This window comes from Burkholderia sp. Bp9015 (assembly GCF_003853505.1).
Lineage (GTDB): Bacteria > Pseudomonadota > Gammaproteobacteria > Burkholderiales > Burkholderiaceae > Burkholderia.
Genome location: NZ_QTPZ01000008.1, coordinates 31,605 through 51,184, shown reverse-complemented (window position 1 = coordinate 51,184; position 19,580 = coordinate 31,605). Strand labels below are relative to the sequence as shown.

At 69.4% G+C, this 19,580-nt stretch carries 21 protein-coding genes; 13 read left to right on the top strand and 8 right to left on the bottom strand.

Features of this window, described 5'->3' with window-relative positions; all coding sequences use genetic code 11:
* Window positions 1–20: 20 nt before the first annotated feature.
* The 6 genes from DIE12_RS11080 to DIE12_RS11055 form a co-directional block, all read right to left on the bottom strand.
* Window positions 21–968 carry a TauD/TfdA family dioxygenase gene (locus DIE12_RS11080; RefSeq protein ID WP_124521168.1) on the bottom strand — a complete coding sequence of 316 codons (948 nt, stop codon included), beginning with the start codon at window positions 966–968 and terminating at the stop codon, window positions 21–23.
* 169 nt (window positions 969–1,137) lie between these two features.
* On the bottom strand, window positions 1,138–2,094 hold the full coding sequence (locus tag DIE12_RS11075) for a TauD/TfdA family dioxygenase (protein WP_044843861.1): 957 nt from the start codon (window positions 2,092–2,094) through the stop codon (window positions 1,138–1,140).
* 162 nt (window positions 2,095–2,256) lie between these two features.
* Window positions 2,257–3,108: an ABC transporter ATP-binding protein gene (locus DIE12_RS11070; protein ID WP_124488391.1), complete on the bottom strand. Its 852-nt coding sequence runs from the start codon at window positions 3,106–3,108 to the stop codon at window positions 2,257–2,259.
* Between the two features lie 35 nt (window positions 3,109–3,143).
* Window positions 3,144–3,968, bottom strand: a complete 825-nt coding sequence (locus DIE12_RS11065) for an ABC transporter permease (protein ID WP_124521166.1) — start codon at window positions 3,966–3,968, stop codon at window positions 3,144–3,146.
* Between the two features lie 24 nt (window positions 3,969–3,992).
* On the bottom strand, window positions 3,993–4,832 hold the full coding sequence (locus DIE12_RS11060; RefSeq protein ID WP_124521164.1) for an ABC transporter permease: 840 nt from the start codon (window positions 4,830–4,832) through the stop codon (window positions 3,993–3,995).
* 15 nt (window positions 4,833–4,847) lie between these two features.
* Window positions 4,848–5,930, bottom strand: a complete 1,083-nt coding sequence (locus DIE12_RS11055) for an ABC transporter substrate-binding protein (protein WP_124488394.1) — start codon at window positions 5,928–5,930, stop codon at window positions 4,848–4,850.
* 116 nt (window positions 5,931–6,046) lie between these two features.
* Here DIE12_RS11055 and DIE12_RS11050 point away from each other — a divergent pair, with 116 nt between their 5' ends.
* The 13 genes from DIE12_RS11050 to DIE12_RS10990 all read left to right on the top strand — a co-directional run bounded on the left by DIE12_RS11050 (window position 6,047) and on the right by DIE12_RS10990 (window position 17,254).
* Complete coding sequence (locus DIE12_RS11050; RefSeq protein WP_124521162.1) at window positions 6,047–6,388, top strand: hypothetical protein; 342 nt, start codon at window positions 6,047–6,049, stop codon at window positions 6,386–6,388.
* 351 nt (window positions 6,389–6,739) lie between these two features.
* On the top strand, window positions 6,740–6,922 hold the full coding sequence (locus DIE12_RS11045) for a Flp family type IVb pilin (RefSeq protein ID WP_044843866.1): 183 nt from the start codon (window positions 6,740–6,742) through the stop codon (window positions 6,920–6,922).
* Between the two features lie 88 nt (window positions 6,923–7,010).
* Complete coding sequence (locus DIE12_RS11040; protein WP_124521160.1) at window positions 7,011–7,490, top strand: prepilin peptidase; 480 nt, start codon at window positions 7,011–7,013, stop codon at window positions 7,488–7,490.
* A 19-nt stretch (window positions 7,491–7,509) separates the two neighbouring features.
* Window positions 7,510–8,541 (top strand): Flp pilus assembly protein CpaB, encoded by a 1,032-nt coding sequence (cpaB, locus tag DIE12_RS11035; protein ID WP_124521158.1) that lies wholly within the window; start codon window positions 7,510–7,512, stop codon window positions 8,539–8,541.
* A gap of 53 nt (window positions 8,542–8,594) precedes the next feature.
* The gene (locus tag DIE12_RS11030) at window positions 8,595–9,974 is read left to right on the top strand and encodes a type II and III secretion system protein family protein (protein WP_124521156.1); all 1,380 of its coding nucleotides are present in this window, start codon (window positions 8,595–8,597) and stop codon (window positions 9,972–9,974) included.
* Window positions 9,975–9,988: 14 nt separating this feature from the next.
* Complete coding sequence (locus DIE12_RS11025; RefSeq protein ID WP_044843870.1) at window positions 9,989–10,372, top strand: CpaD family pilus assembly lipoprotein; 384 nt, start codon at window positions 9,989–9,991, stop codon at window positions 10,370–10,372.
* 22 nt (window positions 10,373–10,394) lie between these two features.
* Entirely contained in the window at window positions 10,395–11,618 is a 1,224-nt protein-coding gene (locus DIE12_RS11020; protein WP_124521154.1) for an AAA family ATPase, read from the top strand.
* Entirely contained in the window at window positions 11,615–13,027 is a 1,413-nt protein-coding gene (locus DIE12_RS11015) for a CpaF family protein (RefSeq protein WP_124521152.1), read from the top strand. Before DIE12_RS11020 ends, DIE12_RS11015 begins: the two co-directional genes overlap by 4 nt.
* Window positions 13,024–14,001, top strand: coding sequence for a type II secretion system F family protein (locus DIE12_RS11010; RefSeq protein WP_124488401.1), 978 nt, complete (start codon window positions 13,024–13,026; stop codon window positions 13,999–14,001). The genes DIE12_RS11015 and DIE12_RS11010 overlap by 4 nt, the downstream gene beginning before the upstream one ends.
* Window positions 13,998–14,942: a type II secretion system F family protein gene (locus DIE12_RS11005; RefSeq protein ID WP_124521150.1), complete on the top strand. Its 945-nt coding sequence runs from the start codon at window positions 13,998–14,000 to the stop codon at window positions 14,940–14,942. Before DIE12_RS11010 ends, DIE12_RS11005 begins: the two co-directional genes overlap by 4 nt.
* Window positions 14,939–15,796, top strand: a complete 858-nt coding sequence (locus DIE12_RS11000; protein ID WP_124521148.1) for a lipopolysaccharide assembly protein LapB — start codon at window positions 14,939–14,941, stop codon at window positions 15,794–15,796. Before DIE12_RS11005 ends, DIE12_RS11000 begins: the two co-directional genes overlap by 4 nt.
* Window positions 15,793–16,221: a TadE/TadG family type IV pilus assembly protein gene (locus DIE12_RS10995; protein WP_044843875.1), complete on the top strand. Its 429-nt coding sequence runs from the start codon at window positions 15,793–15,795 to the stop codon at window positions 16,219–16,221. The genes DIE12_RS11000 and DIE12_RS10995 overlap by 4 nt, the downstream gene beginning before the upstream one ends.
* Window positions 16,214–17,254 carry a TadG family pilus assembly protein gene (locus DIE12_RS10990; RefSeq protein WP_124521146.1) on the top strand — a complete coding sequence of 347 codons (1,041 nt, stop codon included), beginning with the start codon at window positions 16,214–16,216 and terminating at the stop codon, window positions 17,252–17,254. The genes DIE12_RS10995 and DIE12_RS10990 overlap by 8 nt, the downstream gene beginning before the upstream one ends.
* Here DIE12_RS10990 and DIE12_RS10985 read toward each other — a convergent pair.
* Window positions 17,218–18,480 carry a glycosyltransferase family 87 protein gene (locus DIE12_RS10985; RefSeq protein WP_260429011.1) on the bottom strand — a complete coding sequence of 421 codons (1,263 nt, stop codon included), beginning with the start codon at window positions 18,478–18,480 and terminating at the stop codon, window positions 17,218–17,220. The genes DIE12_RS10990 and DIE12_RS10985 overlap by 37 nt on opposite strands.
* Window positions 18,481–18,496: 16 nt before the next feature.
* Window positions 18,497–19,573: a glycosyltransferase family 2 protein gene (locus tag DIE12_RS10980; RefSeq protein WP_124521144.1), complete on the bottom strand. Its 1,077-nt coding sequence runs from the start codon at window positions 19,571–19,573 to the stop codon at window positions 18,497–18,499.
* Window positions 19,574–19,580 lie beyond the last annotated feature (7 nt).

The following is a 19,580-nucleotide window of genomic DNA, read 5'->3' as shown; positions in this document are numbered from 1 at the left end:
GCCGGCTGTCGACACGGCGGTCAGTTCAGCGCGACCGCGGCCGCTGCCTCGACCGGCGAGCCCTCGAGCGCGACGGACGCCCGGCCGTCGGGGCCGACCGGCACGTCGCCGATGAGCGTCGTGCGGTAGAGCTGGCGATCGAAGTCGAGATCGAAGATGTCGACCGGCGCGAGATGCGCGGTCGCGCGGTTGTCCCAGAACGCGATGCTGCGCGGCTCCCACTTGAAGCGGATCGTGAATTCCGGCCGTGTCACGTGTTCCCACAGCAGTTCGAGCAGGGCCTGGCTCTCGCGCGGCGTGAGCCCGACGATCGACTTCAGGAAACTCGGGCTCACGTACAGCGCGCGTTCGCCGGTCTCCGGATGCACGCGCACCAGCGGATGCTCGGTCACGAGCGGGCGGCGCTCGACGGCTTCGTCGAATGCGCCGGTCGCGCGTGCACCGGGCGGCGGCGTGAAGCGATGGATGCCGCGCAAGCCGTCGACGAAGCCGCGCAGCGGTGCGGACAGCGTTTCATAGGCGCGCACGAGGTTGGTCCAGTGCGTGTCACCGCCGTACGGCGGAATCGTCACGCCGCGCAGGATCGACGCCCACGGCGGATTGACGGCGGCCGTCACGTCGGTGTGCCAGCCCGTCCACGGCCGGCGTACCGGCTCGCCTTCGAAGCGCGTCGCCTTGCGATGCTTCGCGATCGAATAGACGGCCGGATGACCGTCGACGTGGCCGAACACCGGGTGGCCGACGGTCGGCTCGCCGAACTGCGCGGAGAACGCGACATGCTGCTCGTGCGTGAGGAACTGCTCGCGGAAGAAGATCACGCGCCATTTCAGCAGTGCGGCGCGAATCGCGGCGATCTGCGGCGTGGTCAGCGGCTGGGTGAGGTCGATGCCGCGGATCTCCGCGCCGATGTGGGCGGACAGCGGGATCACGTCGACCGGCTCGGCGGCGGGTACGGGTAGGGCGCTCATGCGACGCTCCTGGCGGAAGTGAACGGGGCGGACGGACGGCGACATCGTTGCGCATGCAAGCGTCGGCCCGGTGGCGGGAAGGTCATGGTCGGATCCTCCGGTCGGGAAGGCGGGAATGCAGGGTGGCGCCGGCACGGTGGCGACCGAAGCCGCCACCGTGCGGGGAACGTCATTGCAGCGTCGCGCCGGGCCCCTTCAGCACGACGCTGCGGCGGCCGTCGATGCCGACCGGCACGTCGCCGTGAACGGTCGCGCGACGCACGACGCGGCGTGCATCGCCGTAGTCGTTGATCGCGTAGTGCTGCGTCGCGCGGTTGTCCCAGATCGCGACGTCGCCTTGCTGCCAGTTCCAGCGCACGGTGTTCTCGAGGCGCGTCACGTGTTCGTGCAGCACCTGCAGCAGATGGGCGGAATCCTGCGACGACAGCCCCTTGATTTTCTGCACGAAGTGTCCGAGCACGAGCGTGCGCTCGCCGGTCTCCGGATGCACGCGCACGACCGGATGTTCGGTTTCGTAGACGGTCGACGTGAACACTTCGCGGTAGCGCTTCAGTTGCGTGTCGTCGGCATGCACGTGCGTCGACGCGTAGTCGTACGCGTTCGTGTGCACCGCCCACAGCGTGTCGGCGAGCGCGCGCAGCGACTCGGGAAGATGCGTGTATGCGGCCGCCGTGTTGGCCCACACGGTGTCGCCGCCGAACGGCGGAATCACGACCGCGCGCAGGATCGACACCTTCGGGTACGCGTCGACGAACGTCACGTCGGTGTGCCACGAATTGGCGCGCGCGCCGTGCGCGGAATCGAGTTCGAGCAGGTGCGCGCTGCCGTCGACGGAGGGCACGGTCGGGTGGGCGACCGTCTCGCCGAAGCGGCGCGCGAAGGCTTCCTGCGCGGTGTCGTCGAGATGGCCCTGGTTGCGGAAGAACAGCACCTTGTGGCGCAGCAGCGCGGCCTGGATCGCGTCGAACGTCGCGTCGTCGAGCGTGCCCGACAGCCGGACACCGGCGATTTCGGCGCCGATCCGGCCGGCGACCTGGCGAAGCTGAAGCGGGACGGCGGCCGTGCGCGGCGCGGCGGCGTGCGAAGCATGCGATGACGGGTGAGCGGCGTGCTGGACTTCGGACATCGGGAGTCTCCTGGGTCGGGTCGATCGAGTCTCCATTCAAGCAGGGACCGCGCGGAACCGGAACCGATGAATCGTCACAACCTTAGTGCGCGCCGTGATGATCGATATGTGTCGGCATGCTGAGCGTTTCGGGCACGGCATCGGGCCCGCCGCGTGAGCGCATCACCACGCGAGCCGCCATGCGCCGATCCGGTGCGCATCGAGCGCCTCGTCACGGTTTGCCCGGCTGCCGCTGCCGCCGTTGCCGGGCGGTTCGAGATCGTCGAAATCGGCGAGCACCGCGTCGCGCAGCCGCGCGAATTCCGGCGAGTCGCGCCGGCGCGGGCGCGGCAACGCGACGTCGAGGATGCGCTCGATGCGTCCCGGACGCGGCGCCATCGTGACGACGCGATCGCCGAGATACACGGCTTCGTCGACGTCGTGCGTGACCAGCACCATCGTGATGCGTTCCTGTTCCCAGATGCGCAGCAGTTCGTTCTGCATCCGCGCGCGCGTCTGTGCATCGAGTGCGCCGAACGGTTCGTCGAGCAGCAGCACGCGCGGGCGATTCACGAGGCCGCGCGCGATCGCGACGCGTTGCGCCATGCCGCCCGACAGCTGGTTCGGGTACGCATGCTCGAAGCCGTTCAGCCCGACGAGCGCGATGTGCTCGGCTACCGCGCGCCGCCTGGCCGGCGCGTCGAGCGGCGCATTACGCAGTGCGGCCTCGATGTTCTGCGCAACCGTCAGCCACGGGAACAGCCGGTGATCCTGGAACACGATCCCGCGCTGCAGCGACGTGTCGCGCACCGTTTCGTCGCCGGCGCGGATTTCGCCCGCGTAGTCGGTATCGAGCCCGGCGATCAGGCGCAGCAAAGTCGACTTGCCGCAGCCGCTCGCGCCGACGATCGTGACGAACTCGCCGGCACGCACGTGCAGCGACACGTCGTCGAGCACGGCGAGCGATGCGCCGCGTTGCGCATAGCGTTTGCTCACGTGGAGGATATCGAGCGAATCGGAAGCGAGAGTCGTCATGGCGGAAAGGGAAGCAACGGGAAGGAAGAGGGCGATCAGCGGCGCAGCTCGCCGCGCCGGGCCAGCACCTTGCGCTCGATCGCACGCGCGACCGCGTTCAGCGCCCAGCCGGTCACGCCGACGACGATGATCCCGAACAGCACGAGATCCATCCGGAACTGCTCGCTGCCGTCGATCAGCGTGTTGCCGATCCCGGCGCCCGCGACGAGCAGGTACTCGGCGCCGAGCGTCGCGAGCCACGAGTAGATGAGGCCGAGATACAGCCCGGTGAAGATCGACGGCAGCGCGGCGGGCAGGATCACGTGGCGCACGAGCTGAAGCCGCGAATAACGCAGCGCGCGGGCCACGTCGACGTACGTGCGCGGTACCGCATGAATGCCGTCGCACGTATGCGCGGCGACCGGCAGCAGCGCGGCGAGCGACAGGAACACGACCTTGGCGACGTCGCCGAGGCCGAACCAGACGGAAATCAGCGGAATCCACGCGAACAGCGAGATCTGCTTGAACGTGTCGAAGCTCGGGCCGACCATGCGCGCGGCGACGCGCGACAGCCCGAGCGCGGTGCCGAGCAGCAGGCCGCCGGTCGCGCCGATCGCGAAGCCGCACGCTTCGCGCGCGAGCGATGCCGACAATGCACGTGCCAGCGCGCCGCTGGTCGTCTGGGTCCACGCTGTGTGCAGCACGTCGGCCGGGCCGACCAGCAGCCCGCTTTTGACGAGGTGCGCGGACGACACGGCCCACCAGAGCGCGAGCGTGGCGAGCGGCAGGACGAAACCGCGCCAGTCGGGCACGGGAAAGCGACGGGCGATCCTGACGGCGGGCGATGGGGCGTCCGATGCGGACGTGGCGTCAAGCGGCATAGGAGGAGAATCCTTGAATCGGGTTCAACCGCGGAATGCGGACGGCACGCCGCGGCGCAGCCGTGCTTCGAGCGCGTCGAGCAGCCGATTGATCGTGAGGCCGACCGCGCCGACCACGATCACCGCCGCCATCACGAGATCGAGCTGGAACAGCTGGCGCCCGTACACGATCAGGTAGCCGAGCCCTTCCGACGACGCGACGAGTTCGACGACGACGAGCGCGAGCCACGATTTCGTGAATGCGAGCCGCACGCCGGTCGCGAGCGTCGGAATCGCGGCCGGCAGCACGACGTGGACGATGCGCTGGCGGCGCGTATAGCCGAACACGCGCGCGGCTTCATCGAGCGCGGGCGGCGCGTGGCGGAACCCCTGCAGCGTGCTCATCGTCACGGGGACGAGCGCCGCATGCGCGATCAGCAGGTACTTCAGCGGCTCGCCGACGCCGACGAGCAGCAGCAGGAACGGCAGCCAGCCGAGCACGGGAATCTGCACGAGCGCATTGAAGCCGGGCAGCACGTAGGCTTCGAGCGTGCGCGACAGGCCGAGCGCCGCGCCGGTCGCGAAACCGAGCAGCGTGCCGGCCGCGAAGCCGACCAGCACGCGCTGCAGGCTGATCAGCGTGTGGCGCGCGAGATCGCCGCTGGCCGCGAGCTCGGCGAGCGAGTCGGCGACGTGTGCGGGCGGCGGCAGGATCTGCGGTGCGATCCAGCCGCGCGCGCTACCGATGGTCCACAACACGAACAGCAGCGCGGGCAGCGCCCACGGCGCGAGCAGCCACGCCACGCGCTTCGCGGCCGCCGCGCGGGACGGCGCGGCGCGCGCGTGCGGGTCGGACGACGGAATCGGGATCGCGGTGTCGCTCATCGGGGCGGGTCCGGGTTAGGAGAGGGGCTTGCCGGCCGCGTCGTAGCGCGGCCAGTAGTGCTCGAGGTGCTGCGCGCGCAACGCGTTGTCGAGGTACTTCGGCTCGAACCAGCCGTCGACGTCGACCGGCTGGCGGATCAGTTTCAGCTTCAGCGCGTCCTGGGCGACGGCCTTGTAGCGCGCGACGAGGAACGGATCGATCAGCGGCGACAGGCGGTCCTTCAGGCGCTGGTTCGCGTAGTCGGCCTGCCACGACGCATACGGCACGCCGCTTTTTTCCCACAGCCTGAACAGCGCATCGCGGTTCGCTTCGTCGGACGACCATTGCGCACCCTTGACCAGCGCGTTGACGACGCGTTGCACGATGTCCGGATGCGCGTGCTCGAAGTCGTCGAGCACGAGCAGGTGGGTCTGCCGCGTGTATTGCGGGCCGTCGTTCTGCGATTCGTAGATGATTTTCGCGAGGCCCGCGTCGCGCAGTTTGTACAACTGATAGTCGCCCACCGACGCGTCGATGCCCTTCGACGCGAGCGCGGCGAGCGAACTCGCGGAGTCGAGGTTGATCACGCGCAGGTCGCGTTCGCCGAGGCCGTTCTTCGCGAGCGCGTTGTCGGCGACGAGCTGCAGGTTCGTGCCGCGGAAGATCGACACGCGGCGGTCCTTCAGGTCGGTGATCGAGCGGATACCGGAGTCGGGCGGCACCGCGATCTTGACGCCCGAGCGCACGCTCGCGGCGAGCAGCAGGCGCGTCCTGATGCCGTTCGAGCGCGCGAGCACGGCCGGCAGGTCGCCCTGGTAGGCGAAGTCGAGCGCCTTGTTGGCGATCGCCTCGTTGACGGCCGGGCCCGCGCCCTTGAAGAACAGCCACTGCACCTTGATGCCGTCGGCCGCGAATTCCTTTTCGACGAGTTGCTGCAACTGCGCGGTGGCCGCGCTCGACCCGCCGAAGGTCGGCGGATCGCCGGTGCCCTGCTGCGCGACGCCGATGCGGATCGTGGCGGGCTTGTCGGCGTGCGCGGCGGCAGCGGGCAACGCAACGAGGGACGCGATCAGCAGCGATCGCAGCAGGCGCAGTGGAGACGGGAATCGGTCGATCATGGTGCGTTGGATGGTGAGGACTCGAAATCGGGCCGGCGGGTGTCGAACCATTCTGGAGGACGCCTCGGGCGCGGGACAAGCAACGATTTGAACTATGCTTATCGCCGCGTTTCGGGTTGGCAAATCATGCATGGCGCCGATTGGAAATGGCGAGGCGGGCGAGCGCGGCGTGCGGATCGCGCACGCCGATCGGCGGCGAATCGAGCGTCGGTGACAGCGGCGCCAATCCGGATCGGGCAATGCGATCGGGTGCGCAAAATTTTCCGGATCATGTCGGCGCGCACGAAAAAGATGCCGGGAAACGCACGCGCGGGTCCGTTTCAGGTTCGAACAGGAAAATCACGCGGCATATCGGAAAACTGAATAAAAATCATCGAATTGCAACGGCGTCGGCAACGATGCATCCCGGTATTAACATTCTTACTGCACGCCACGCCGGGCTTGTTGCATCATGCTGAAAAGCGGCAAATAGCATGCGCGAATTTCATCGCTGAAGTGCACCGCCCATAAATACACTCTGACGCTAAATAATTTGAAATCGCCAAAAAAATTGTCTATACCCTAGACGAATCAGTGTGAATTGCATTGTGCCAATGCAGCTATGCAACAAGCGCGCGGAGTAGCGGCGGATTCCATTGCCGACCACCGCGCGTTGCAGCGATCGAATGGATTCCGGGGGATGCGCATGGCCCGACGACAGGGCTGCCGCATGAGTCGTGAATGGGCGAAAACGCCGTGCGTGCCACCGAAGCAGCGCCGCTTCTTTTCACTCAACGGTCGATCACCGACCCCGTCACACGGAGGTTGTCATGCTGCAATACGTCAAGACCTTGCTGCGCGATGAACGCGGCGTCAGCTCGCTCGAGTACGCGGTTCTGGCCGGCATCGTCGTGGTCGCACTGGCGGCGGTCGGGGTGATCCTCAGCAGTACATCCGGCGGCTTGCCGGCCGTGTTCACCGCGCTGATCAACAAGGTCACGGCGCTGATCTGATCTCCTGAACCCGCGCGCCGCCGACGAACACACGGATCCGCAGCGGTACGACGTATCCAGCCGGGGCGCGCCGACGGACGGCTCTCCGATGCTCTTTCTCGTACAGTCGGCGGCGACGCTCGTGCTGGTGTCGCTCGCGACGCAGGATGTGTGCGCGCGGCACCTCTCCAATCGCGCGGTGCTGGCGTTCGCGATGCTGTATTTCGTTGCGGCGGCACTCGCGCGCGAAGGGCTCGCGCACCTCGCCGGTCACGTGGCGACCGCCGCGGCGATGCTGCTGCTGTTCGCCGGCCTGCGTCACGCGGGCTGGATCGCCGGCGGCGACGTGAAGCTCGCGGCGGCGGTATTCCTGTGGGCCGGCCCGGCGCTCGCGTTCCCGGTGTTGACGATCGTCGGTGCGAGCGGCGCCGCGTGCGGCGTCGCCGCGCTCGCGGCCGTCGCATGGCAGCGTCGCGCCGCGCCGGCGCGTACGATCGCGACGCGCGGTGTGCCGTACGGGATCGCGCTCGCGCTCGGCGGGGCGCTGGCCGTCTGGGCGCCGTTCCCTCACGCGGTTTCGCTTGCCTAGACCGGGGACGCACGCCGCCATGCCCAAACCTCTGCGAATGACCGTGCTGATCATCGCTGCCGCGATCGGCGCGTTCATCCTGCGCCAGCTGTATGTCGCCGCGTCGACGCCGCCGGTGCCCGGCGAAGCGGCCGAGGTGCGCGTGCGCGTCGCGGCGGCGGACCTGCCCGAAGGGCTGCTGCTGCGCGACAACGATCTCGCGTGGAAGCGCATGCCGCGCACGCAGGTGCCGGGCGGTGCGTTCGTCGAGTCGCAACCGGGCGCGGACCTGAAAGGCGCGCTGCTGCGCAATCGCGTCGACGCCGGCGCGCCGATCCGTGCGGACAACGTGATTCCGGGCGCCGCGCCGGATTTTCTCGCGGCCGCGCTGCAGCCCGGCATGCGCGCGATCTCGGTGCCGGTCGACGACGTGTCGGGCAACGCGGGGCTGATCCAGCCGGGCGACTTCGTCGACGTGGTGCTCACGCAGGAGATCGGCGGTTCCGCGACGTCGCCCGGCACGTTCGAAGCGGAGACGGTCGTGCGGCGTGCGCGCGTGCTCGCGGTCGGCTCGGAATTCCAGCGTGCGAAGACGCCTGCGAGTGCGCCGGACGTGCCGGCCCGCGCGCGCACGGTCACGCTCGAGGTCGCGCCGCGCACCGCGCAGGTCGTGCTGGTCGCGACGCGCCTCGGCTCGCTGTCGCTGTCGCTGCGCAGCTTCGCGACGAGCGATCGCCGGCAGGCGGCGGGCGGCGACGAAGCGGAGCCCGATACGCCGCCGGTGTGGGCCGGCGACGTGTCGCGCGCGGCGCGCCGTGCGCAGCCGGCGCAGCCGGCGAGAACGGACGCCGACACGCGGCCGGCGCCGCAGGGCAATACGGTCGTGATCTATCGCGGCTCGTCGGTCGACGACGGGTCGCGCGGCACCGGCACAGGCACGCCGGGCTTGCCGCCGCTGCCGTCCGGTTGGATGGGCACGCTGGTTGCACCGGCGGCGCCCGCGGCACCCCCGGGCGGCAATGTCGCCGCGGATGCGACGGCGCAGGTGCCACGGATCGCGGCGCCGCAGTGAGCAGTGACGATTCGGGCCGGCCGCCCGGCGGCCGGCATTTGACGGGAACACGCATGGTGCGCATGGTTCGTTGGATGGCTTTCTGGTGCCTGGCCTGCATCGTCGCGCCGGGCGTCGCACTCGCGCAGCGCGCGAGCGCGGCGGACGCCGGCGCGGCGTTGTCGATCGCGACCGGCAAGGGCGAGATGCTGTCGCTGGCCGAACCCGCGACCGCGATGTTCGTCGCGGACCCGAGCATCGCGGACATCCAGGTGCCGTCGCCGCGCACCGTGTTCGTGTTCGGCAAGAAGGCCGGCACCACCACGCTGATCGCGCTCGGCGCGAACCATCGGCCGATCCTGCGCCGCACGGTGATCGTGCAGGTCGACACCGCGTCGCTGCAGGCGGTGCTCGACAGCCGCTTTCCGCAATTGAAGCTGTCGGTGTCCGGCGCGCCGGGCTCGCTGATGGTGTCGGGCAAGGTGCCGAGCGCGGCCGACGCGGACGCCGTGATGCAGTCGCTCGCGCCTTACGTCAACGACAAGGAAAAGATCGTCAACCGGCTCACGCTGTCGCGCCCGATCCAGGTGAACCTGCGCGTGCGCGTGACCGAGGTGAGCCGCAACGTCACGCAGCAGCTCGGCATCAACTGGAGCTCGCTCGGCTCGGCCGGCAACTTCTTCGGCGGCTTGCTCAGCGGCCGCACGCTGTTCGATCCGACGACCAAGGTGTTCAACCTGTCGCCGACCGGTGCGTATTCGGTGCTCGGCGGCTTCCGCGCGGGGCGCTGGTCGATCGACGTCGTGCTCGACGCGCTCGATCAGGAAGGCCTGATCACGATGCTCGCGGAGCCGAATCTCACCGCGATGTCCGGGCAGACCGCGAGCTTTCTCGCCGGCGGCGAAATTCCGATTCCGGTCGCGCAGGCCGGCAACACCGGCGCGATCACGGTCGAGTTCAAGCCGTTCGGCGTGTCGCTCGACTTCACGCCGACCGTGCTCGCCGACAACCGGATCAGCCTGAAGGTGCGCCCGGAGGTGAGCGAGGTCGATTCGAACAACAGCGTGACGACCGGCAGCGTCAGGGTGCCGGGACTCTCGGTGCGGCGCGTCGAGACGACGGTCGAGCTGTCGAGCGGGCAGAGCTTCGCGATCGGCGGGCTGCTGCAGAGCCAGACGGCGGATACCGTGGCGCAGGTGCCGGGGCTCGGCCGGCTGCCGATCATCGGCCGGCTGTTTTCGTCGAAGAACTTCCAGGACAACAAGACCGAGGTCGTCGTGATCGTGACGCCGTACATCGTGCAGCCGACCGGCCCCGGCCAGCTCGAGCAGGCGCTCGACACCGTCGCGCGGCCGAGCAGCGATCTCGAGTTCGCGATCCAGCGCAATCTCGGGCTCGACCTGCTGACGGGCGATACGCCGCGCCTCGTCGGCGCCGCGGGCTTCGTGTACTGACCGGAGGAGCGCGCATGCGAGTTCGAACCATCGTCGCCGCCTTGCCGCCACTGGTGCTTGCGGGCTGCTTCTCGGCGCCGCCGCCGCTCAACCTGCCCGATGCGCGCGCGATCGGCTTCGACGGCGTGCACGCGGTGCCGCCCGACTGCGCGAAGCTGATGCAGCCGTCGCATCTCGTCGATGCGGGGTTCGGGCGGCCCGGCGTGCCGTTCGGCTGCGCGACCTACACGAATCTCGCGACGATGCTCGCGCGGCCGGAAGACCTGGTCGCGCCCGTGCCGTACGGCGGCGCCGATGCGCAAGTCGCCGCCGACGCGGTGCGCCGCTACGTCGAGGATCGCGTGAAGCAGCCGGCTCCGGACAAGACGCTGACGACGACCGGCTCGCCCGGCCACTGACCCGCTCCCGATGCCCATCGCGATGCCGCCCATGAACGTCCTCGATCGCCAGAATGCCAAGCGCGCCGCCGCAGCCGGTGCGGCGGATCTCATCGCGGTCGTGTCCGATGCCGGCAGCGAAGACGTGATTCGCCGCGTCGCCCAGGACTTGTCGATCACGCGCGCCCACGTGCAGCCGGGCAACTGCGACGACGCGATCCGGCTGCTGCAGCAGCACGAGCGCTCGCCGCGCCAGCTGATCGTCGACGTGTCGGATTCGGTGCTGCCGGTGTCCGACCTGATGCGCCTCGCCGACGTGTGCGATCCGTCCGTGAGGGTGGTCGCGATCGGCACGCAGAACGACGTCGGGCTGTTCCGCAACCTGCTCGGCATCGGTGTGCAGGACTACATCGTGAAGCCGCTGACCGTCGAGTTGATGCGGCGCGCGTTGACCGCGACGGAATCGGTCGTGCAGGTGCGCACCGGCAAGATCGTCAGCTTCGTCGGCGCGCGCGGCGGCGTCGGCACGACGACGGTCGCGGTGAGTCTCGCGCGCTGCCTGGCGGGCGAGAAGCGCCGCCGCGTGGCATACGTCGACCTGAACCTGCACGGCGGCGGCGCGAACTCGATGCTCGGGCTGTCGAGCAACAACGGGCTGATCGAACTGCTGAACATGGAACAGCGTCCCGACGACGCGTTGTTCGACCGCATGTTCGTCACGAAGGGCGACCGCCTGCACGTGCTCTCGGCCGAACTGGCGTATGGCGACGACGCGCCGCTGCGCGACGAGGCGATCGCGTCGCTCGTCGAGATGCTGAAGGACCGCTTCCATTACGTGCTGTTCGACGTGGGCAACCGCGCCGGCAAACTGTTCGAGGATGCGCTGACGGTGTCCGATCTCGTCTATATCGTCGCCGACCGCTCGGTGCATGCCGCGTACGAAGCCGCCCGGCTTGCGCGCTTCGTGAGGGAGCTGCCCGGCGAGCGGCTGCTGTCGATGATGCTGAACAACCCGCTCGAGCCGGTCAAGGGGCGCGTCGCGCCGGCCGACTTCGAGGACGCATTCGGCGGCGTGCGGCTGCGCGAGCTGCCGCACGAGCCGCAGACGCTCGCGGTCGCCGAGAACCTCGGCGAGCCGATCGAAGGCACGAAACGCCGCGGCTTCCTGGACGAGATCCGGCTGCTCGCGAACGGCATCACCGGCGAATCGATGGCCGTCGCGCAGCCGTGGTACGCGCGCTTCGTGAAATGGAGGAAAGGATCGTGACGTTCGGTACCCGCAAACGGTCGACGCCTGCGCCCGGGCCGGCGGCTTCTCCCGCCGCGCCGCCCGACGGCGCACCGGTGCCGGGCCCGGCAGCGAGCCAGGCGCCCGCATCCGCGCGCGGGCTTGCGGTGGCCGATACCCACGAGGCGCTGATTCGTTCCGGCAAGTTCGACGCGATTCGCACCGCGGTGTTCTCGTCGATGAACATGTCGGCGGCGCTGATGAAGACGCGCGACGAAGTGCGCGCGGGCATCGAGCAGGTGGCCGCGCACACGGTCGAGCGCGAGCGCCTGAAGATCACGGCGGGCGAGCAGGTGCTGATCGTCGACGCGATCCTGAACGACATGTTCGGCGTCGGGCCGATCGAGCCGCTGCTCGCCGACGACACCGTCTCCGACATCCTCGTGAACGGCCCCGACCAGGTGTACGTCGAGCGCGCGGGCCGGCTCGAACTCACGCCGCTGAAGTTTCGCGACAACGCGCACGTGACGAGCGTCGCGCAGCGGATCGCGGCGGCGGTCGGGCGCCGCGTCGACGAGAGCAGCCCGATGGTCGACGCGCGTCTTGCCGACGGCAGCCGCGTGAACGTGGTCCTGCCGCCGATCGCGATGCGCGGCGCGTCGATCTCGATCCGCAAGTTCGCGAAGCGCGACATCACGCTCGCGCGGATGGCGCATCAGGGCAACATCTCGCACGGGATGCTGCAGGTGCTGAAGATCGCGTGCGCGTGCCGGCTGAACATCGTGATCTCCGGCGGCACCGGTTCGGGCAAGACGACGCTGCTCAACGCGCTGTCGCAACACATCGAGGAGCACGAGCGGATCGTGACGATCGAGGATGCGGCCGAGCTGCAACTGCTGCAGCCGCACGTCGTCAGTCTCGAGACGCGGCCGGAGAATACGGAAGGGCTCGGCGGGATCTCGCAGCGCGACCTCGTGCGCAACGCGCTGCGGATGCGGCCCGACCGCATCATCCTCGGCGAAATCCGCGGCGCGGAAGCGTTCGACGTGCTGCAGGCGATGAATACCGGGCACGACGGCTCGATGACGACGATCCATGCGAACTCGCCGCGCGACGCGATCAGCCGGCTCGAAAGCATGGTGATGATGGCGAACGCGAACCTGCAGCTGCTGTCGATCCGCCGCCAGATCGCGAGCGCCGTGCACCTGTTCGTGCAGGTCGAGCGGATGCGCGACGGCGTGCGCCGCGTGACCCGGATCACCGAGATCGTCGGAATGGAAGGCGAGGTGGTGATCACGCAGGACCTGTTCGCGTTCCGCCAGGAAGGCGATACGACGCGGGACGTGGTGAAAGGCGTGTTCGAGGCGTCGTCGCTGCGGCCGGCGTTCGCGCCGCGCGCCGCGTACTACGGCGTCGAGGACGCGCTCACCGAGGTCTTCCGGCAATGAGCACCGCGGACCTGCTCGCGCTCGGCGCATTCGTCGTGATCCTCGCGGCGGGCCTCGCGCTGTCCGCGTGGCTGGACCGTGCGCGCCACACGCCGGAGCAGCGCATTCGCGAGCGGATGCGGCACCTTGCACCGTCGCTGGCGGGTCGGGAAGCCGGTGCGGCCGCGGCACCCGGCATCGCGCTGTTCAACCTGCCGCGGCGGCAAAGCCGCGCGCGCGCGTGGCTGCAGCGCTACGTGACGCGCGTGCGGGCGGTTGGCGGCGAACGCGGGATGCGGATCGTCGTCGCCGGCACGATTGCCGGCGCGATTGCCGCGATCGTGGTGGTGCAACTCGTCGCGTTGCCGCACGCGCTCCATCCGCTGATCTACGTCGGGCTGCCGCTGGTGGCGATGCGCGCCAGCTATCGCGCGCTGGTCGAGCGGTTCCGGCTGCGTTTTCTCGAAGCGTTCCCGGACGCGATCGACCTGATCGTGCGGGCGGTGCGCGCGGGCATTCCGGTCACGCAGGCGATCAGCACGGTGGGCGACAGCGCGGCGGAGCCGGTGCGCTCGACCTTCCGCTCGATGGGCGACAGCCTGCGCGTCGGCGCGGATCTGAAGGACGTGCTGACGCACGCGGCAGACCGGCTGATGATCGCGGATTTCTCGTTCTTCACCGTCTACCTGCTGCTGCAGCGCGAGACCGGCGGCAGCCTCGGCGAGACGCTCGACGAGCTGTCGAGCATCATCCGCACGCGCCGCGACATACGCCTGAAAACGCGCGCGTTGACCGCCGAGGGGCGGATCACGACGAAGATCATTTCGGCGGTGCCGTTCGTGATGATCGGCGCGCTGTTCCTCGTGAACCGCGCGTACGTGATGCTGCTGTTCGACACGCATGCCGGACGCGTGATGCTGACGATCGCCGCGGTGCTGCTGACGATCGGACTGCTGACGATTCACAAGATCTCGAAACTGGATACCGCGCGATGACGATGTCGATGCTGGCCGCCCGCGGCCTCGAACTGTTGCTGCTGCTCGCGTGCGTCGCGGCGGCGCTCGCGACGCCCGGCGGCGGCACGCGCCGGCGAATCGCGGAGCGCGTGCAGCAGGCGGCCGGGCAACGTCCGCTTTCGCTGGTGGCGGGGCGGCTGCAGCCGGGCGAGGTACGTCAGGACCTGACGCGGCGGCTCGCGCAACTCGGCGAGCGGTTGCCCGTGCTCGACCCGATGCAGCGTGTGAAGCTCGCGCTGCAGCTGACGCGCGCGGGCTTTCGCGAGCGGCGTGCGGTGTCGTCGATGATCGGCATCAAGCTGAGCTGCGGCGTGCTGCTCGCGGGCGTCGCGATCGTGTTCAGCCCGTACATTCCGCGCTTCGGCGAATACGTCGTGATCCGGGCGCTGGCGATGGTCGCCGCGTTCGTGATCGGCGTGATCGTGCCGGAATACGTGCTCGGCGCAATGATCCGGCGGCGCCGGCGGATCATCGCCGCGTGCTTTCCGGACGCCCTCGACCTGCTGGTGATCTGCACGATGGCCGGCAACAGCCTCGTATCGGGCGTGCGGCGCGTCGCGCGCGAACTCGAGCGCATCTGCCCGCCGCTCGCCGACGAGCTGACGGTATGCGCGGACGAGCTGACGCTGAGCGGCAACGTATCCGAAGCGCTCACGCATTTCGCGACGCGCGTCGACTTTGCGTCGGCGCGCTCGCTTGCCACGACGCTCACGCAATCGCAGCGCTTCGGCACGCCGATCACGCAGGCGCTGCGAACGCTGTCGCGCAGCGAGCGCACCGAGCAGATCGTCGCGCTCGAGGAGCAGGCCGCGAAGCTCGCGCCGAAGATCACGCTGCCGATGATGCTGTTCATCCTGCCGACGGTCGGCCTGATCGCGGCGGGCCCGGCGGCGATTCGCCTGCTCGAGGTGTTCAAATGACACGATCCGTGATCCGTGCGTTCGCATTCGCGGCGGTGTTGCCGGTGCTGGCCGGCGGCTGCGCGCCGGGCATCCAGACGCGGCCGGCGCTGTCGCACAAGAGCGACGACCCGCAGGCCGAACTGCGCATTGCCGACAGCGCGCTCGCCGGCGGCAACGTCGATCTCGCGTCGACGCTGTACGAGAAGGTGCTCGCCCGGCATCCCGATTCGCTCCCGGCGCGCCTCGGGCTGGGCGACGTCAGCTACCGCGCGGGCGATCTGGAGCGCGCGCGGATTCTCTACGAGCAGGCACGACAGCAGGCACCCGCGGAACCCGGGCCGCAGGTCGGGCTCGCGCGCGTCGCGTTGCGGCAGCGCCGGCTCGACGAGGCCGCCCAGCGCTACCGCGAGCTGCTGGCCGCGCAGCCGAACCTGCCGCTTGCGGCGGAAGGGCTCGGCACGGTGCTCGACCTGCAGGGCCGCCATGAAGACGCGCAGGCCGTATACCGCGATGCGCTGCGCGTGCATCCGGATGCGAAGGGCTTGCGCGTCGACCTCGGGCTGTCGCTCGTGCTGAGCAACCGGCCGCGCGAAGGCGTGAACGTGCTGCTCGACGTGGCCGGGCTACCCGATGCGCCGTGGCAGGCGCGCCAGAACCTCGCGTTCGCGTATGGCGTGCTCGGCAACACCGATTCGGCGAAGAAGCTGTTGTCGGCGGATCTGCCCGCATCGGCGGTGGCCGACAATTTGCGCGTCTACGAGGCAGTGCGCGCGCAGCTTGCGGCGCGCCCGGCGCCCGCCGCCGCACGACCGTCGACGGGGGCCGCGCTCGACCCGCACGCGCTGCCGCCCGCCGCGGGGGCGGCAAGATGACACGCCAGGCGATGGGCGTCCGTCACGCGCGCGGCGTCGTATCCCTCGAGTTCGTGCTGATGCTGCCGTTCCTGCTGATGGTGCTGATCGGCATCATCGACACGAGCCTGCTGCTGTGCGACAAGGCCGTCATCACGAACGCGAGCCGCGAGGCCGCGCGCGCGGGCGTCGTGCTGCGCGTGCCGATGCTGACCCCGACACAGATCGCCAACGTCGCATCGACCTACACGCAGAACAGCCTCATCACCGGCGGCACCGCGACGACGCCGACCATCACCGTGACGCAGGCGAACGGCACGACGGCCGGCACCGCGCTGACGGTCACGGTGACCTACACGTATTCGGGGCTGGTGCTGGGGTCGGCATTCAGCGCGCTCACCGGCCCGGTGACGATCTCGGCCAGCTCGGTGATGCTCTATGAATGACGCAGCCGGCACGCCATGCATCGGCGCCACGCGCGAGCGCGGCTCCGTCGCGCTGTTCTTCCTGCTGTTCCTGATTCCGCTGCTGTCGTTCGGCGCGCTGGCAATCGACATCGCGTGGGTGGCCACGGTGCGCAACCAGTTGCAGAACGCCGCCGACGCGGCCGCGCTCGCGGCGGCCGACGCGATGATGTCGCCCACGGGCGGCGCGCTGAACTGGTCGCAGGCCGCGCCGGCGGCGAACGGCGTGATCGCGCAGAATGCGGCGGCAGGCGCGCCGCTCGCGACCGGCACGGTGACGACCGGGTACTGGAACGTGACGCGCAACCCCGCATCGATGCAGCCGACGACCATCACGCCCGGCCAATACGACGTGCCGGCGGTTCAGGTCACCGTGTCGCGCGCGCCGGGCGTGAACGGCGGCTCGATTCCGCTGCTGCTCGGCGGGCTGCTCGGCATTCCGGGCGCGTCCGGCAGCGCGACCGCGATCGCGGTGCTCGCCGCGCCGGGCGGGGTGGCGGCGGGCGGGCTCTTTCCGGTCGCGATCGACCAGTGCGTGTACAACCAGTACTGGAACACGTTGACCAACCAGCCGCTGATCAATCCGCTGACCAACCTGCCGTACGAATTCTCGATCACGAACGGCCAGACCTACGGCACGCTGTGCATGGGCGGCCAGTGGACGTCGTTCCTGTCGACCGCGACCGACACGACGACGATGGGCGGCCTGATGGTGACCGGCAACCCGACGACGCTCAATATCGGCGACAGCATCTATCTCGCGACCGGCGTGAAGGCGACGCTCTACACGTCGGTGCCGGTCGGCACGACGGTCGTGCTGCCGGTCGTCACGCAGACGGCGAGCAGCACCTACGTGCCGATCGTCGCGTTCGCGGCGTTCCGTATCGACGTGTCGCTCGGCGGCACGTACAAGTACATCCAGGGGCACTTCGTCGCCGGCGTGAAGATGACCGGCGTCGCGACGGGCGTCGGGCCGTACTACGGCGTGTACGTGCCGCCGCGGCTCGCGTTGTGAGCATCGTGCCGCGCGCGGCGCAGCAGCACGAGCAGCGCGAAGAGCGTCACGGCCGGGCCGATCTGCGGCAGCAGCAGCCACGGGTTCAGGTATTCGGCGACCGGCAGCGCCCATATCAGCGCGATCGCGGCCTGTTCGCCGCGCAGCCAGCCGTCGCGCCAGCCGATCGACAGCATGCAGGCGATCGCGATGGCGAGCCACGCAAGTTCGTAGTGCCACACGTACGGGTTCGCCACGAGCGTCGCGACCGCCAGCACGGCGGCGCGCACGCGGGTATCGCGCGATTGCGTCCATGCGATGCACGCGGCGGCGATCGCGATTGCCGCAATACACGCTTGCGCGGCATAGGCGGCACCGAGCGGCACGCCCGCAAGCCGGAACGCCGCGAACGGCGTCGGCGACGCGAGCCAGAACACGACACCGTGTTCGAGGACGATCGATCGCGCGAGTCCGGTGCTCGCGACGAACAGGCGCAGCGACTCGATGCCGCAGACCAGGACGCTCAGCGCGACGAACGTGCCGGTGGCGAGCGCGGCCCATGCGATCGTGCGCCATGCGCGCACGGCGACCAGCACGAACGGGAACAGCAGCGCCATCTGCGGCTTGACCGACAGCAGGCCGATGCAGAGGCCCGCCCAGATCGGCCGCCGTTCGGCCCAGTGGACGGCCAGCGCCGCGCACGATGCGGTCAGGAACGCGTTTTGTCCGAGCGTCGCTGTGACGAACACGCAAGGCGCGGCGGCCAGCGCGAGCGGGCCGACGCGCGATGCGCCCGGAATCGTGCCGAGACGCGAAACGCGCCACGCGACGAGGCCGAGCACGACGACGCCGATCGTGACGAACACCGGGTAACCGAGCGCGAAGGGCAGTAGCGCCAGCGGGGTCACGAGCAGCAAATAGGTGGGCGGGTACAGCCACGGGGCGAAGACGTCGCGGCGAAGATGCGTGAACAGGCCGGTCGTCAGCCGCGAGAAGGCGGAGAAGTCGTACGCCTGCGCCGGCGAGCCGTGCAGCATCACGTACGAGGCCGACCAGAACACCGAGAAGTCGGCACCGGGGCGTGCCCCGATGCTCCCGGCCCCGTGACGAACGACGGTCGTCCAGATCGTGACGAACAGTGCGTCGAGCACGAGCATCAACACGCTGTACACGACGACGCGCCGCGGCGTGAGCCACGCGCGCACGGGCCGCTCCGCCGAGCGCATCGATTCGCGGGGAATGTCCAATTGCGGCGGTCCGGTTCTACTTGAACGACGCTTTGCGGGCGGCGGCGCCGGCGACCGCCGGCATCGCTGCCCTGCGGCGGGCCGCGGGCGCGCGCTTCAGCGGAAACTGCAGCAGCTTCGATGCCGGCTGGGCGGCGGCATCGCGCTCGGCACGGTAGCGCCGCCTCACGAGATAGACGGGGCGCTGCTTGGACTCGTGATAGATCCGACCGAGGTATTCGCCGATCACGCCGATACCGATCAACTGGATGCCGCCGACGAACAGCACGACGGAAATCAGCGACGGGTAGCCGTGCACCGGATTGCCGTACAGCAGCGTGCGCACCACGATGAAGGCGCCATACGCGAGGGACAGCATCGCGAACGTGAGACCGACGTAGGTCCACACGCGCAGCGGCACGGTGCTGAAGCTCGTGATGCCCTCGAGCGCGAAGTTCCAGCGTCGCCATCCGGAGAACTTCGAGCGGCCGCCGCTGCGCGGCGCACGCGTGTATTCGACGATAGCGGTGCGAAAGCCGACCCACGCGAACAGCCCCTTCATGAACCGCCGCCGCTCCGGCAGCGCGCGCAGCGCTTCGACGACCTCGCGATCCATCAGGCGGAAATCGCCGACGTTTTCCGGCATTTCGACTTCGGACAGCGCGTTGTGTACGCGATAGTAGAGCGCCGCCGCCGCGCGCTGCAGGTATGGGTCGCACATGCGGTCGGTGCGTTTCGCGGCGACGACTTCGGCACCGGCGCGCCAGTGTTCGATCATCGCGGGAATCAGGGCGGGAGGGTCCTGCAGGTCGGCGTCGATCAGGATCACCGCGGCGCCGGCGGCCTCGTCGAGGCCCGCGGTGAGCGCGGCTTCCTTGCCGAAGCGGCGTGTGAGATCCACGACGTGTACGCGCGCGTCGCGGGCGGCGATCGCGAGCAGCCGGTCGAGCGTGCGATCGCGGCTGCCGTCGTTGATGCAGACGATCTCGAAGCGGACCCCGGCGACCGACTCGAGAACGGGCAGCGTTTCGGCAAAGAACGCGTCGATCGTTTCCTCTTCGTCATGAAACGGCACGACGAGCGATATCAGCGGTTTCCTGGCGTGCGTGGACATGCTGCGG